We start from the raw sequence: 16063 nt of genomic DNA, 5'->3' as shown, positions 1-16063 counted from the left end.
GATTAAACGATTAAACGATTAAACGATTAAACGATTAAACGATTAAACGATTAAACGATTAAACGATTAAACGATTAAACGATTAAATTTAATAAAAAACCAAGCGTAGCTCAGCCTACAAATCTCAAGACCTATAAAGGTAAGCGAATATATTAGATTACACATCATATCAAATGTTTATACTTTTATCACTCTCATCCGATCCCTAATCAGCGGGATACACGCCCTTTTTTAATCAATTTATGTATTGTAGAGTATTGCCAATTTTGTGGGTTGGTAACGTAGCCATGCTTGACAGCATTATAGTGAATATAATCCATGTGTTGCTGATAATCCAAGTCATTACGACGACGATGCTCCCAAAATCGTCGTCGCCAAATACCGCGCGCTCTTTTTGCTTATAGTGAAGACGTAATGGTTTCGGTTTTATTGATTTGTTTAGAGAGTTGACTTTTGATACTTGCCACTATGACAGCATAGTTATCAGAATGTGGCGGCAGAGTAATCATTATATGGACGTGGTCAGGAAGAACGACCATAGCGTCTAATTTGAATGGGTGGTGTTGAAGGGTTTTAGCGTAGGCATTACGAAACTTGTCAATATAAATAAATAACAGTGACGACTTTCTATCAAGTAGATTAAAGGTCAAAAAGTGAAAACCGCCTTGGGTTTTGTCACGCATATAGTTTCTAATAAGGCAATCCGTGTATAGACGAGGTAATGGGGTGTAGGTAGGCTGCGGCTTAAGCGTAGGCTGGGCTTTTAGCTCAGCTCAAATCATGCAAAGTTATCATGCTGGGCTAAAGCCACAGCCTACGAGATACGAATTGGAGTTAGGTTATAAATAAAAAGGCTGAGCCAAAAGCTCAGCCTACATAGTATCCAAAGTATCAGTTATTGCCTACTTCTCTAAATACTGAATCTTACCTTCTACGCCATCCCATTTCTCAGCTTCTGGCAATTGACCTTTCATTTCAGTAATGTTTGGCCATTTTTGTGCCAGCTCTTCGTTTAGCTGGGTGAACATCTCTTGCCCTTTTGGCACTTCATCTTCTGAGAAGATGGCATTGGCAGGGCATTCAGGCTCGCATAGTGCGCAGTCGATGCACTCATCAGGATCGATGACGAGGAAGTTTGGGCCTTCATAAAAGCAGTCCACAGGACAGACTTCCACACAGTCGGTGTATTTGCAAAGAATGCAGTTATCTGTAACGACAAAGGTCATAGTGAGGTCTACCTGTTATTGGATTGGCTGATATGGTTCATCCCTTTTAAAAGAGTTACTGTGCTCACCGCGCGTGAAGTATTATTGGTACATCTGCACTTGGTTGCCTTGATCTTCTTTTAAAGTGGATCAACGATAAGGGCTACATAGAATAGTTGGAAAATAAGGCATATTTTAACGCCTTTACGACTAATTGACAATTCCCTTTAATGACTAATGATTTTCTTCAAATGATAGAGTAAATCATGCGCTTGCTTTGGCGTTAAGGTATCAGGATCAATCGCGCTTAGCTCATCCTGTAAGCTAAACAGCTGATTTTGTTGTGGAATATCAGCCATTATTTGAGATTTATTGGTGGTTTTTATATCGGCTTTCTCTATTTCATGACCATTCATATGATCGCATTTATCATTTACTGACTTAGCTAATTCATTTTTGTCATCAAGAGTTCTCACGTTTTCTACCCTGCTAGGGTCTAATTTTAAGTTATCTGCTAAGTAGCGCTTGGCATCATCCAGTACTTGGGTAGGAATCCCTGCCATTTTTGCCACATGCAGACCAAAACTAGAGCTTGCTGCACCATCTTTGATTTGATGCAGTAGTAACAGTTGACCGTCGATTTCACTGGCAGCGACATGGACGTTGCGGATAAGTTTGTCATTGCTTCCACTGCTTTTTTTATAGTTTTCCGCCAATTTTGTCAGCTCAAAGTAGTGGGTGGCAAATAATGTCAGGCAGCCAATCTCGACCAATCGATTAACGCAAGCGTGGGCAATGGCTAAACCGTCAGTGGTCGCTGTGCCGCGTCCGACTTCATCCATCAGCACCAACGATTTATTGGTCGCTTGATTGAGAATATTAGCCGTTTCAATCATTTCCACCATAAAAGTCGACTTGCCGCCCGCCAAATCATCAGCTGAGCCAATACGGGTAAAGATACGGTCGATATCACCAATATGTGCACGCGCTGCTGGGACAAAGCTACCGCAATGAGCGAGTAGAACAATCAGCGCGGTTTGGCGCATATAGGTTGATTTACCACCCATATTAGGCCCAGTAATCATCAACAGTCTTTCAGGGTTTTCATCACTGCCTAGTGCACAATCATTAGCGACAAAATGGCTGCTATGCTTGGCAGGAGTATTGTTGTGAGCATGAACAGGATTTAGCGCGGCTTCGACGACGACATGACGACCTGCTTTGATATCGATACTGGTTTGACTGCCAGTATTGGATCTATCTGTATTCTCTGAATTATTATTCATGACTGGGCGCTGCCAGTTATAAATAATTGCAAGCTGTGCCCAATTACTGAGCACATCTATTTGCGCAACCGCAGCGCTTAGTTGTTGCAGTTCGGCTAAATGGCTACTAAGTTCAGTTAAGAGTTCGTGATACAGCTGCTTTTCACGAGTCAATGCTAAGCTTTGCGCGCTTAGATATTCTGTCTCAACTTCTTTTAGCTTATCAGTGATAAATCGCTCGCTGCTCTTCAGCGTTTGCCGACGGATAAAATGTGCTGGTGCATTCTTTGCCTGCATTTTAGGCAGTTCAAAATAAAAACCACTGACCTTATTAAAACCCACTTTTAGACTGGGTAATTGGCTCTCTTGACGCGCGCGTTTCACCATCTCATCCAATGTCACTTGGATATTGTCATGCAGATGAGTCAGGCGATCAAACTCAGCATCGTAACCTGCAGCGAGCATGCCACCATCACGGATATGGGCAGGCGGTTCTGCGATAATGGCTCGCTCAATCAGCTCAGCGACGGACTGTATGGCAGGTAACTGCGCAGGCAATTGCTGCATAAGCATCGGTAACAGTCCTGCTTGCTCATGGCAAATACCTGCATTTGTCAGTAGCGTCGTAAGCTGGGCGCTACTAGCAATACCATCAGCAAGTTTACGCAGGTCGCGCGGCTTAGCACTCATTAGCCCAATACGGCTACTAATACGTTCCATATCCCCGATAGCGTTTAAGGTTTCGCGTATGTTTTGAACAGATACGCTATTTTCTAAGTGTTGAGCAGAATATTCAGTATTGACAGAGAGATTATTGTTCTTTAGTAAACTAGCTATCGCATCTAAGCGCAAATTAATGCGCGAATGCTGACGCAGTGGGCGTTTCATTTGCTGTACGAGTAAGCGTCGACCCATCGGTGTTTGACAATGATTGAGGACAGATATTAATGACGTACCATTACTGCTAACGGGTGTAAATAGCTCAAGATTTTGCTGACTATTGGCATCAATAATCAAATAATCGTCACTGTACTCAACGATAAGTTGGTTAAGCTGTGGCACATGACGCTGCTGAGTTTGCCGCGCATAATGTATGAGCGCTGCACAGCTAGATTGGGCAAGAAGTGCGTCATTGATTCCTAGTCCCTCAAGGCGCTGCACGTCAAACTGCTGGCAAAGAGTTGCGCTGGCATGCTCACGGTGGAAGTCATTTTCCGCCACTTCGATAATCGGACAGTCGAGATGTTGACGTAGCCACAGCAGCCAATCTTCGTCGATACGGTCGTTAAGTGCTTCGCTAATGATACATTCACTGGGCGCAAAGCGTGCCAGCACCGTCAGCATTTGCGTTTGCAAATTTTTGACATCATCAGAGCTGTTATTATAGCTGGCACTAAGCGTTTGCGTCGTTAGCGTTCCAGCGGCTAAATCCATTTGGCTAATGGCAGCTTGCACAGGTTGTTTGCGGTTTGATTTAGGTATTTCGATATCAATGGCGACCACAGTTGGCGTATGATTAGGCGCAATTAAAGCATCATCAGTAATTGTCCCTGCGGTCAGCGTTTTAACCACTTCACGGCGCATAATACTGCCAGCAGCAGATTTGCTTTTATCTTTTTTCTGCTTATCGCCCATCGTCGGAGCATTAGAAGGATTATTCGTGTTGTCAGTGCCAGTGGCTGATTCGTCAATTTGCTCACACACAACGACGGTTTGCCCAGCAGCTATCAACCTTGCCATGTAGCTATCGGCCGCATGAAAAGGCACACCTGCCATGGCAATGGTATTGCCCGCTTTATCCGTACCACGGCGAGTTAAGGTGATGTCTAATATTTGTGCCGCGCGCTTAGCATCATCAAAAAATAACTCATAAAAATCACCCATGCGGTACAGCAGTAACGCTTGTGGATAGTTGGCTTTCATGGTTAGATATTGCACCATCATCGGCGTATGATCTGCCAAATGATAAACGGCATCGCCTACCATCAACTGATCGGAGGTCAAAGGTGTCGCGATCTGTTGTTTTGATATTGCGTACTTTGACGGAGTAGGTTTTGCGGCGTTGGTGTTTTGAGCGGATGGTTTAGCGGTCATGCAGAGTCTCTTATAATGCTTAAATGAGTTTTTTAGTCAGCTGGCGTTAAATGGACGACGGTATATACAGATCAGTGTAAAAAAATAAATGAGAAAAACACTCGCTTATGAGTGGTTAATTTGCAAGATTCTGGTTAATTTTTACCAAAATAGCTTTATTAAAGGGTCATCATAGCGCGCAAATTTAGCAGTCAAAAACTAAGAAGTGTGAAAGTGTAAGTACTATTTTAACACGTCCTGCCGCACTTTTACGTCGGCAAATATCTACTCGCTGCCCTTGTATCCATCGGCGTCATAACCATATATAATGACGTCACACTTAATTGGGCGATACTTCATTAGGCGACACTTCATTAGGCGACACTTCATTAGGCAGTACCTTATTAATCAGTACTTTGTTAAGAGGTGCTTTGTTAACAAAAGGTACTTAGTCAGGTGATGACTGTAATGACAAGGCGGCAGCGGGCGAAGCTTTGGCTAATGCGCACTAATTATCGAATATTTCCATAGGTCAAAAAATTATGTTATCAAAGATTATAGGCAGTGTGGTTGGCACTAAAAATGACCGCGAATTAAAGCGCATGCGCAAAGTGGTCAGCAAAATCAACGCACAAGAGGCTGCGGTACAAGCCCTGTCTGATGAGCAATTACAACAAAAAACTGAAGAGTTTAAAGCACGCCACCAACAAGGTGAAAGCTTAGATGCATTACTACCCGAAGCGTTTGCCGTCTGCCGTGAAGCGTCATTACGCGTCAATGGCATGCGTCATTATGATGTGCAGCTGATCGGTGGTATCACCTTGCACGAAGGCAAAATCGCTGAGATGAAAACGGGCGAAGGTAAAACCCTAATGGGTACTTTGGCGATGTACCTCAATGCCATCAGTGGTAAAGGTGTACATTTGGTTACGGTCAACGATTATTTGGCGGCACGTGATGCTGAATTGAACCGTCCATTATTTGGCTTTTTGGGCATGACCGTCGGTGTCATTTATTCACAACAACCGCCGCAAGAAAAAATCGACGCTTATCAAGCAGATATCACTTACGGTACCAATAACGAATACGGCTTTGATTATCTGCGCGATAACATGGTCTTTAGTTTAAAAGAGAAAAAGCAGCGTCCATTAAACTTCTGTATTATCGATGAAATTGACTCTATTTTAATCGATGAGGCTCGTACGCCGCTGATTATCTCAGGTCAAGCCGAAGATTCTTCACGTATGTACGCGCTGATCAATACCATTATCCCGGTGCTGATTCGCTCAAAAGATGAAGAAGCCAATAAGAATAATGAAGAAGAGGATTTTTGGATTGATGAGAAGAACCGTCAAATAGAAATCAGTGAAAAAGGCTATGAAAAAATTGAGCGCTTCTTAATCGAAGTCGGTGAGTTGGGTGAAAATGAAAGTTTATACAGCCCAAGCCGTTTGCCATTATTGGCTCACGTACAAGCTGCGATTCGCGCCCATCATGTGTTTGTTAAAAACGTCCACTATATCGTCGATGACGGCGAAGTGGTTATCGTTGATGAAAACACGGGTCGTACCATGCCGGGTCGCCGTTGGTCAGAAGGTCTGCATCAAGCGGTAGAAGCCAAAGAAAACGTCGAAATTCAAGCAGAAAACCAAACGCTTGCGACCACGACGTTCCAGAACTACTTCCGCTTGTATGAAAAACTATCAGGCATGACAGGTACCGCTGATACCGAAGCAGCAGAATTTAAATCAACTTATGACTTAGATGTCATCGTGATTCCGACGCACGAGCCGATTGCTCGTATCGATATGGATGACCAGATTTTCTTAACCAAATTAGGAAAATACAAAGGTATCATTCGCGAAATCAAAGAGATTCAAGCCAAAGGTGCCCCAGTTTTGGTTGGTACGGCGACGATTGAAGCCAGTGAAGAGTTGTCTTATTTGCTCGATCAAGAGGGTGTCAAGCATAACGTCCTAAACGCAAAACAACACGAGCGTGAAGCCGAAATCATCGCGCAGGCAGGTAGTCCAAAGGCTGTGACGATCGCGACCAACATGGCAGGTCGTGGTACCGATATTATCCTTGGTGGTAACTGGCAATCGTTTATTGAAGATATCGATTCGGTCAGCCCTGAAGAAATGGCGCGCCTAAAAGCAGAATGGCAAGTCAAGCATGACCAAGTGGTTGCGGCTGGCGGTTTGCATATCATTGGTTCTGAGCGCCATGAATCACGTCGTATCGATAACCAGTTACGTGGTCGTGCCGGTCGTCAAGGCGATCCTGGGATGTCGCGTTTCTTTTTATCGCTCGAAGATGACTTGATGCGTATCTTTGCTGGCGACCGCGTCGTAAATATGATGCGTGCTATGGGACTTAAAGAAGACGAAGCTATTGAGCATAAGATGGTCTCAAAATCCATTGAAAATGCCCAAGGTAAAGTAGAAAGCCGCGATTTTGATGCGCGTAAAAATCTGTTGAAATATGATGACGTCGCCAATGAGCAGCGTAAAGTGATCTATGGTCAGCGTGATGACTTGCTAGCAGAGATGGACTTGCTTGAAGCCATTGAGATTATGCACGAAGAAGTCTATAACGCCATGATTAACCAGTTTATTCCGCCAGGTTCTATCGATGACCAATGGAATATCGATGGCTTAGAAGACGAGCTTGAAAATGAATTTAAGATTGCGATGCCGATCAATGATTGGCTCGATGAAGATCGTCGCTTAGATGAAGAAGGCTTACGTGCCAAAATCATCCAAACGGCTATCGATCGCTATCATAGCCGCCGTGAGCAGATGGGCGAAAAAGATGCTGCCCAGCTTGAGCGTCACTTTATGCTACAGAGCTTAGACAAGCATTGGAAAGAGCATTTGACCCAAATGGATCAGCTGCGTAAAGGCATTCATCTGCGTGGTTATGCACAGAAAAACCCTGAGCAAGAGTATAAGCGTGAATCATTTGAGCTGTTCCAAATGATGCTTGGCGCAATTAAATCTGAGACCGTTCAAGATTTATCACGTGTCCATATTCCGACCAAAGAAGAGCTAGAAGCGCTGGAAATACAGCAGCGTGAGAATGCTGCTCATATGCAAATGCAGTTCGAGCATAGTGATATTGATAATATGGATAGCGGAGCTGAAAAAGCCGCCGCGCAAAATCGCAATCTTGCTGGTAGTGCGGTCGCAGGTGCTATTGTGGGTAGTGGTAGTAATACCAATGAGGCAGATCCATACGCTGGTATGAATATCAGTCGTAACGCCCCATGCCCTTGTGGTTCAGGTCTTAAGTACAAGCAATGTCATGGTAAAATATAGCATTCATAAGCGAATATTGATAATAAACAGCTAAGCATTGCTGCTTATATATCTTTAATATTCGTTAGTCTCAAAAGCCCTTATCTACTTTAGATAAGGGCTTTTCTGTATTTGCTCATATTCTTTGTCTCTACATTATCTTGAATCGACTATATTATTTGCAGACAGTAAAGTTGACTCTTCACAAATGTGTTGGCTATATTTTGTATTGATTACTTACAAATTCAACATAGGCGTGAATTTATGGACACGTTATAGTGTTTAACATATTCATTGGGGAAAGTGTTATGACTATAGAATTATTAAAAAAATTGCGCACTTCTGTGGCGCTGACTGGGCTACTTGCTGGCGTCCTGACGCTTAGTGCTTGTCAGCAACAGTCAGAGACAGAAGCGGGTACAGATGATGGTGCTCATAGCGAAGAAACGGTGCCAATGTCCGCTGAACCTGCTGAGCCTAATGAGGTGGTTGTCGATACAGCGGATGCATCGCTCAGTGAAGTACAGGATGATACCGTAGCTTCCGTCAATAGTGGCGTCAGTCAAATAGCCTATCTGTGCTCACCTGAGCTGAAAGTTAATGCAACTTATAAAGAAGATGCCAAACAAGTAGTCATCGCGACTGATACGGGTACGGTGACATTAAATAAAACCAATGATGCCAGTAATCCAGAAGTGTTCGAAGTAGCAACTGCTATTGATGGTAGTCAGGGCTTTACCCAGTGGCGTGTAGCACACGAAGCGCGTGAGACGGGTGTGATGCGTACAGCAGGTACAGATGCGGCGAACGTCAGCACTTATGAATGTAAAAAAACCTCATAATAAGTAAGCAATCAAGAAAAAAGCAACGATAACGTTGCTTTTTTTTATGTCTAGTTTTAATGAGTCAGAAAAATTATTTATGAGGATTGGCGCTAGACTCATGTGCCAAAAATCCCTCTTCTTTCACATCTAATTCTTCATGCTTAAGCACTACTTGGATACTATCTGTATGGATATGAGTGGTTTTATTGATATCGATTTCTTGGATAGCATAAGTGTCTTTAGTAATAGTAGCCACTTGACGTGATAGGACAATTTCAATCGGTTCATCACCAATTTCGATCTGTTTGCCATTTACGGTAACGACCGCCTTGCTATCTAACGATGGCTCGACATGGCGCAATATATCCTTTTCATCATAATTGCCTGACAATAAGTCCTGACTTTTCGCATCATGGTATTCAGTGCGAATAGTAATATACTCTTCTACCAACTCAATAGGCACGTCAATGGTCTTAGTACGAGCGTGCTTGGTCACCGTTACTTTACCAACATCTAAACGCTCTTTGTTGATGACAGGACGCTCTTCTAATAGCTCCAAGTGTCCAACATTAAGATTGCTCTTATCTATGTTATTACTACTTATATCATTACTTTCTATGTCATTAGCTACTGTGCCATTAGGAGTATCAATTGGGGCAGTCATAGCGTTTGGTGTCACTTGTTTGTTATGTAAGCCCTCTTTTAGAAAGCTATCGTTCTGGATACTGTCGTCGTGATTGCTAGTCATCCTAATGTCCTTATCTTTATGAAATAATCGTTATACAATATTTTAGAGCCATTTTTGCAGATTTTGCAAGGTTAGCATTATCAGATGTCATTAAGTATTTCTAATTCCTAAGTATTTTTGAGTATAGTAAGCAAAAAAAGACCAGAGGCATGCTCTGGTCTTAATTCACTAAGTAAAAATACTTAGCTGCTTATTACGGTCATGTATTGCTCGGCGATCTTATTTTTTAATGACAGCCAAACAGTATGACAGTTTAGCGTATTACATACCACGAGCGCGGCGTACGTCTTCTGCAGTAATACCATCACGGTCGATTATGTTGCCTTCGCGGTCTACTACGTTGCCATCGCGATCGATATCTAGTTCTTCACGTTGGATAGTCTCAACGATAGTTTCAGTATGACGTTCAGTGGTTTTACCGACGTTCACTTCTTCAGATACATAAGTGTCTTTACCAACGCGGGCACGTTCAGCCTCTAGTTCAACCTCAATGGTTTGATTACCATCAATGTCACCGATACGGCGATCTGTTGGACGATCTACGTTAGTACGCTGGATATTAGCATGCTCTTCTTCTAGCTCAACATCGACATTACGCTCTTCGGTCACTATATGCTTACCAACTTTAACCAAACCTGCCACGATACGGTCTTTATTGACGGTCAAGCGCTCTTCTAGTAGCTCTAATGTATTTGGTGCGTCATAGGCATGGTCTGCTATCTCCATACGCTCTGCAACTGGAACAGTATCAGCAACAAATGCTTGACGATCCTTTTGATACTGGTCTTTATAGCTATACTGATAATCATGGTCATATACTTCCATGGCATCGACTTGAGACTTGGTCAAGCTGTCAAAAAAGACATCATCACCAACGATACGTGCCAAGCCAGCGGGTACCAATACTTCTTTTGAGCTGAACCAGCCACCAGCATCAACGATTAAATAACGAATGCGACCAGTCGTGTCTTCTACTAATGCACCTTCAATTTTACCAATTTTTTCTTCATTGACACCATAAGCAGTTTTACCTGTTGGGTCATAATAATCATCACCGATTAAATCTTTATGAGTAGCTTGGATATCTTTTAAACGAATTAGTTGGCTCATTGTTGTCTTCCTTTTTTATGAGTTAATCATTATTAATTTTTTTAAAAACAATCGTTGTTTTGGAAAAGTTAAATTTCTAGTAAAAATATTTTTATAATAAGAGGTGTAGTAAGCCATGTGAGTAGCCTCTACATCGACTTGTAAGAATCTTAACATCATGATTTTCGATGAGATATATGAGCAAGGTAGCAAAGTGTGCGCTTGGAGTAATTGCGTGTAATAGGCTGTAAGTGGCATAACATAGCTGGGGTCAAAGATTAACGTGTCTTTACACAGAGCAATATTTCTAGCTTATTTAAGAGTCATAGACACAGAAAAACCGCAAAGCAAATAGCGATGCGATTCCTGATATGTTGAAAATTTTGTAATAAACGATAATGATAGAAGCTAATTTAACATATCAATCGATTAATTGATCTACTTGAGTGTTAAGCAAGTTCAATAGCCACAGCCACGGCTTCACCGCCACCAATACAAAGTGTCGCAACACCTTTTTTGCCGCCAGTACGCTTGAGAGAGTTGATAAGCGTGATCAAGATACGAGCACCTGAACAGCCTACTGGATGACCGAGTGCACAAGCACCACCTTCGACGTTTACTTTGGCATGGTCGATTTTTAGCTCGTCCATCGCCGCCATGGTTACCATTGCAAACGCTTCGTTGATTTCCCATAGGTCAACATCAGCGACTGACCAACCAGCACTAGCCAATACTTTTTCAATTGCACCAATCGGAGCAATGGTAAATTCGCTTGGGTGACGAGAGTTTGATGCGGTTGCAACAATACGCGCTTGATATTCAAGGCCTTCAGCTTTCGCTTGCGATTCTTTCATGACCACAACCGCTGCCGCACCGTCTGAGATTGAGCTGGCGTTTGCTGCCGTGATGGTGCCGTCTTTAGCGAAGGCTGGACGTAGAGTAGGGATACGCTCAGCATTAGCAAGTGCGGGTTGCTCATCGGTATCGATGGTTTGCTCGCCTTTACGGGTTTTAAAAGTCACTGGCGTGATTTCATCTTTGAAGTGGTCGTCTTTGATAGCAGTGAGCGCACGATTTAGCGATTCGATAGCAAACGCATCCATTTTCTCACGGGTGTAGCCTTTTTCATCAGCCATTTCCTGTGCGAACATACCCATCAGTTTGCCAGTTTCAGCATCTTCTAAACCGTCTAGGAACATATGATCTTTGACTTCTTTATGTCCCATACGGTAGCCGCCACGTGACCCTGGCATGATGTATGGCGCATTGGTCATTGATTCCATGCCACCAGCGACTGCCACATTGAAACTACCAGCTTTGATGCCGTCATGTGCTTGCATGACTGCTTTTAGCCCTGAACCACAAAGCTTGTTAATAGTGACAGCGCCAGTTGCATCAGATAAACCTGCATTACGCATCGCTTGACGCGCAGGGCCTTGACCCAAGCCTGCAGTCAAGATACAGCCCATAATGACTTCATCAATACTATCGACTGCCACACCTGAGCGTTCGACAGCGGCTTTAATGGCAGCGCCACCAAGTTCAGTTGCGCTCATATCTTTTAGTGCGCCTTGGAAGCCGCCCATTGGAGTACGTGCGCCGTTTAAAATTACAATTGCATCATTTGACATCGTTATTATTCCTTTTTACGTATTTTAAATGAGTTTGTTTTAATTAAAACCAAACGCGGACTAGATAGCATCTTTTAGGCTCAATAACTGCGGGCTTTATGCTAGCTCATCTAAGCGAATGCGTACTACTTTATCAGTAATGGTATCTAATTTTTCAATTTTTTCGATGGCTAGATTCATCTGACTTTCGACCACGGGCAGCGTCAAGATAATAACTGGAACTTGACCAACTTTGTGCGCAGGTTTTTGTAAAATCGCATCGATATTGATACCAGCATCGCTTAGAATGCGAGTAATATCTGCCAACACACCAGGGCTGTCATAAGCATGCACACGCAAATAATAACCGGTAATCATCTGCTCAGCGCGCAATATGGGCGTGTCTGATAGCTGCTCAGGGATAAATGCTAAATGCGGCACATGGTGACCGTGATTGTTTTGATTACTGTTGCTTTCATCGTTACTGTCTTTGCTACCTAGAACACGCACCAAATCCATTACATCGGCCATCACCGCAGAAGCCGTCGCACCAGCGCCAGCACCATCACCGCAATATAACGTCTGTCCAAGCGGATGAGAGTTGACCAACACCGCATTTTTTACGCCATTGACGTTGGCGAGTAACGCATTCTGCGGAATTAGCGTTGGATGCACGCGTAGTTCGATACCAGAAGCCTCATCATTACCTTGACCATCACGGCGTACGGCAAAGCCCAAATGCTTGATACGGTAGCCAAGCTCTTCCGCATAGTTGACGTCTTGTAAGGTGATACCAGTGATGCCTTCACAGTAGACCTTGTCAAATTGCAGCGGAATACCAAAGGCGATAGAGGCGAGTAATGCCAGTTTATGAGCCGCATCAATACCTTCGACATCAAAGGTCGGGTCTGCTTCTGCATAACCCAATTCTTGTGCTTCGCTCAACACGTCGGCAAACGGGCGACCTTTGTCACGCATTTCGGTCATGATAAAGTTGCCAGTACCGTTGATGATACCTGCTAGCCAATCGATTTTATTGGCAGCGAGTGCTTCGCGCATGACTTTAATAATTGGGATACCGCCTGCGACTGCTGCTTCATAAGCGACATGGACGTTATGCTCTTCAGCGAACGCAAAAATTTCATTGCCATGCTCTGCCAATAGCGCCTTATTTGCAGTCACCACATGCTTGCCGTTCTTAATGGCGTTCATAATTACGTCTTTGGCAAGGGTCGTACCGCCAATCACCTCGACGACGATATCGACATTGTCGCTTGCAGCAGTTGCCATCAAGTCACTGTTTTGTACAATATTGGGATCAATATCATCACGATGACGGCGCGTACCAACTTCGGTAATGATAATGTCGCGTCCGCTACGGCGTTTTAGCTCATTTAAGTTGTCATTGATTAGATTGATCACGCCCGTTCCGACGGTGCCCAGACCAAGTATCGCTAGTTTGATGGAATTACTCACAGTATCCTCAAGAGGTTAAATATAATGAACCAATGATAACGCTGTCATAGAGTCAAATGCACATGCGCTACTAGCCGTAGTATTTGCGTGCACTTTGACAGTCGCAGCTTTATCGATTTCTCATTACAGTTGAATAAAAAATACTCAAATAAAAAGTATGCTGCTGATTTTTCATAGCGCTTTATCGTATCATACCGACAAGCAGTTGTGACGTCTACACAATGTCGCCATCGTCATAGATATCACAAATACCTGAAACAATAACAGATTTTAGCTAGCACCGATAGCTTGAGCCAACTCCGCCGCAGGTAGATAGCCGCCTACTTGCTGACCAGATTCTGTAAAGATAGCGGGAGTACCACGCACACCAAGTTTTGCACCCAGTGCCATGTGTTCTTGTACAGGGCTGGCACAGCTAGGCGCTTGTACATCAGCGCCCATTTTTCCTTGATTCATGGCCGCCTTACGATCTTGACTACACCAAATGGCTTCCATTTTTGGCACTGATTCCTGACTGCGCGGCCATGCCAAATAACGTACCTCGATACCACGTGCATTGATATCATCCATCTCTTCATGCAATTTACGACAATAACCACAGTCTGCATCGGTAAAGGCATAGACCACTGACTTCGTTTCGCCTATGGCTGGATAAATCACCATGTCTTTTTTATCGACGGCTTTTAGGGCTTCTTGTGCGGTACTAGCAACCAATGCCGCACTGATATCGATAGGCGCAGCCTCGCCAACAGCAATAATCTGACCTTGGATAATGTGTTTGCCAGACTTATCAGTAAAGAAAGAAGGCAGTCCTTCCGCTGTGACCCAATAAATACCATCCATATCTGTTAGTACGGCTGAAATGATATTTTCTTCAATACCGGACGTATTCAAATTCGCCTGCAACGCCTTTACCACGGCAGCATCGCTATCAGCGGATGCCTTACTTGTACTGGTTTTAGCATCGGTACTATTGACGATGCTGGTGTTGCTGGTCGCATCTGCTGCATTGTTTGAGCAGCCCGCAGCAACCACAACAAGCAGTGCACTCATCATAAAACGAGATAAATTATTTCGAGAAAAACGGTTTTGAGCAAAGGTGTTTTTTGCAATCGGGGATGACATATATAGGTGTCCTGTAGGCATCGTGCCTAATCGTGAAGTCGTTTTAAGAAAAATGATACTAAATTTCTATATAAAGCAATACGTATCGATATTGTCTTAAAGGTTTAAAATTAAAAGGTTTTTTTACAATTTAATAATTATAAAAGGTGAGTAATCATGTCGTCTATATTAACATATTTATGGCAAATAACAGCCACAGGCTATGAGGTGATATAGGGAGGTGAGGGCAGCAATAATAGTAGTAGGTATAAACGTCAATTCAAAAAAATAAGATACATTTGTACTATTTAATATCGACGCTTGCCCTTGTAGTCTACGGCTAATAACAGTGTTTTTATAAAAATTCATATAAAACTATTGGTATCAGTTATTTTTAACCCTTTATTTCAATAAATTTTTGCTAAGGAGCACACATGGCAGGTGCCAGTTTATTAACCCTACTTGATGATATCAGTGTGATATTGGATGATGTTTCCGTCATGACCAAAGTCGCTGCTAAAAAAACCGCTGGTGTATTGGGCGATGATTTGGCGCTCAACGCAGAACAGGTCACGGGTGTCAAAGCGAATCGTGAGCTACCAGTGGTCTGGGCGGTTGCCAAAGGCTCATTTATTAATAAACTTATTCTAGTACCAGCGGCACTCTTGATTAGTGCTGTTTATCCACCGCTGGTCACTTTTTTACTAATGTGTGGTGGTTTGTTTTTGGTTTATGAAGGCGCTGAAAAAGTCATTCATCGATTTTGGCCGCATGCTTTGCCGCATGATGAGGAGCAAAATGCTCGTCGGCAAGCCAATGCTGATGAGACTATAGATTTGGTCGCTTTTGAAAAGGAAAAGATCAAAGGTGCAGTACGTACGGATTTTATTCTGTCAGCTGAGATTATCGTGATTGCCTTGGGATCAACGGCAAGCGCCACTTTATTAGAACGAAGCTTGGTGCTATCTATTTTAGCCATCGGTATTACGATTGGTATTTATGGCTTGGTCGCTGGTATCGTGAAAATAGACGATGCAGGTCTGCATTTAATGGAACAAGAAGGGGCGTTCAAGCAAAAATTGGGCAAGTTAATGTTTGCAGCGGCACCAAAACTGATGAAGTTTCTATCTATCGCTGGCACGTTGGCGATGTTTTTAGTAGGCGGTGGTATCTTAGTACACGGTATCGGCTTCTTACATCATGGAGTAGAGGATATCGCTGATTTAACGGGTATCTTTGAAAGCTTAACGACAACGGTATTAAATGGCGTCATTGGTTTTATCATTGGCGCTGCGGTTGTGGCTATCTTGACAGTTATTAGTAAAATTCGTGGAAAGGACGACACAGCGTCATCTGCACACTAAGTCAAT

At 43.2% G+C, this 16063-nt stretch carries 11 protein-coding genes; 3 read left to right on the top strand and 8 right to left on the bottom strand.

The genetic code is table 11. The features are described from left to right. Positions 1-398: 398 nt before the first annotated feature. The 3 genes from JMX82_RS06025 to mutS form a co-directional block, all read right to left on the bottom strand. A complete protein-coding gene (locus JMX82_RS06025; protein WP_201539857.1) occupies positions 399-683 on the bottom strand; it encodes a transposase in 285 nt (94 codons plus the stop codon). A gap of 219 nt (positions 684-902) precedes the next feature. Then, a complete protein-coding gene (fdxA, locus tag JMX82_RS06020; protein ID WP_055123496.1) occupies positions 903-1226 on the bottom strand; it encodes a ferredoxin FdxA in 324 nt (107 codons plus the stop codon). A gap of 206 nt (positions 1227-1432) precedes the next feature. Beyond that, positions 1433-4564, bottom strand: a complete 3132-nt coding sequence (gene mutS, locus JMX82_RS06015; protein WP_201539856.1) for a DNA mismatch repair protein MutS — start codon at positions 4562-4564, stop codon at positions 1433-1435. Between the two features lie 521 nt (positions 4565-5085). Here mutS and secA point away from each other — a divergent pair. Both secA and JMX82_RS06005 read left to right on the top strand, forming a co-directional pair. Beyond that, on the top strand, positions 5086-7863 hold the full coding sequence (gene secA / locus JMX82_RS06010; protein WP_201539855.1) for a preprotein translocase subunit SecA: 2778 nt from the start codon (positions 5086-5088) through the stop codon (positions 7861-7863). A gap of 287 nt (positions 7864-8150) precedes the next feature. After that, positions 8151-8684 carry a hypothetical protein gene (locus JMX82_RS06005; protein ID WP_201539854.1) on the top strand — a complete coding sequence of 178 codons (534 nt, stop codon included), beginning with the start codon at positions 8151-8153 and terminating at the stop codon, positions 8682-8684. A gap of 73 nt (positions 8685-8757) precedes the next feature. On the opposite strand, the gene JMX82_RS06000 is transcribed toward JMX82_RS06005, so the two are convergent. The 5 genes from JMX82_RS06000 to JMX82_RS05980 form a co-directional block, all read right to left on the bottom strand. Next, on the bottom strand, positions 8758-9414 hold the full coding sequence (locus JMX82_RS06000) for a YsnF/AvaK domain-containing protein (RefSeq protein ID WP_227676385.1): 657 nt from the start codon (positions 9412-9414) through the stop codon (positions 8758-8760). Between the two features lie 261 nt (positions 9415-9675). Further along, complete coding sequence (locus JMX82_RS05995; protein WP_045443477.1) at positions 9676-10524, bottom strand: DUF2382 domain-containing protein; 849 nt, start codon at positions 10522-10524, stop codon at positions 9676-9678. 428 nt (positions 10525-10952) lie between these two features. Then, positions 10953-12134: a thiolase family protein gene (locus JMX82_RS05990; protein WP_201539853.1), complete on the bottom strand. Its 1182-nt coding sequence runs from the start codon at positions 12132-12134 to the stop codon at positions 10953-10955. Positions 12135-12230: 96 nt separating this feature from the next. After that, a complete protein-coding gene (locus JMX82_RS05985) occupies positions 12231-13589 on the bottom strand; it encodes a homoserine dehydrogenase (RefSeq protein WP_201539852.1) in 1359 nt (452 codons plus the stop codon). A gap of 270 nt (positions 13590-13859) precedes the next feature. After that, positions 13860-14714, bottom strand: a complete 855-nt coding sequence (locus JMX82_RS05980) for a DsbC family protein (protein ID WP_201539851.1) — start codon at positions 14712-14714, stop codon at positions 13860-13862. A 413-nt stretch (positions 14715-15127) separates the two neighbouring features. Between JMX82_RS05980 and JMX82_RS05975 the strand changes: the two genes are divergently transcribed. Beyond that, on the top strand, positions 15128-16057 hold the full coding sequence (locus tag JMX82_RS05975) for a DUF808 domain-containing protein (protein ID WP_087814859.1): 930 nt from the start codon (positions 15128-15130) through the stop codon (positions 16055-16057). The last annotated feature ends 6 nt before the right edge of the window (positions 16058-16063 follow it).

It is taken from the genome of Psychrobacter sp. 1044 (assembly GCF_904846525.1).
Taxonomy (GTDB): Bacteria; Pseudomonadota; Gammaproteobacteria; order Pseudomonadales; family Moraxellaceae; genus Psychrobacter.
This window is presented reverse-complemented; position numbering and strand designations above follow the sequence as displayed.

Coding starts and splice junctions, on each gene's coding strand:
- JMX82_RS06025 (WP_201539857.1), bottom strand. CDS start 683: ATGCGTGACAAAACCCAAGGCGGTTTTCACTTTTTGACCTTTAATCTA.
- fdxA (WP_055123496.1), bottom strand. CDS start 1,226: ATGACCTTTGTCGTTACAGATAACTGCATTCTTTGCAAATACACCGAC.
- mutS (WP_201539856.1), bottom strand. CDS start 4,564: ATGACCGCTAAACCATCCGCTCAAAACACCAACGCCGCAAAACCTACT.
- secA (WP_201539855.1), top strand. CDS start 5,086: ATGTTATCAAAGATTATAGGCAGTGTGGTTGGCACTAAAAATGACCGC.
- JMX82_RS06005 (WP_201539854.1), top strand. CDS start 8,151: ATGACTATAGAATTATTAAAAAAATTGCGCACTTCTGTGGCGCTGACT.
- JMX82_RS06000 (WP_227676385.1), bottom strand. CDS start 9,414: ATGACTAGCAATCACGACGACAGTATCCAGAACGATAGCTTTCTAAAA.
- JMX82_RS05995 (WP_045443477.1), bottom strand. CDS start 10,524: ATGAGCCAACTAATTCGTTTAAAAGATATCCAAGCTACTCATAAAGAT.
- JMX82_RS05990 (WP_201539853.1), bottom strand. CDS start 12,134: ATGTCAAATGATGCAATTGTAATTTTAAACGGCGCACGTACTCCAATG.
- JMX82_RS05980 (WP_201539851.1), bottom strand. CDS start 14,714: ATGTCATCCCCGATTGCAAAAAACACCTTTGCTCAAAACCGTTTTTCT.
- JMX82_RS05975 (WP_087814859.1), top strand. CDS start 15,128: ATGGCAGGTGCCAGTTTATTAACCCTACTTGATGATATCAGTGTGATA.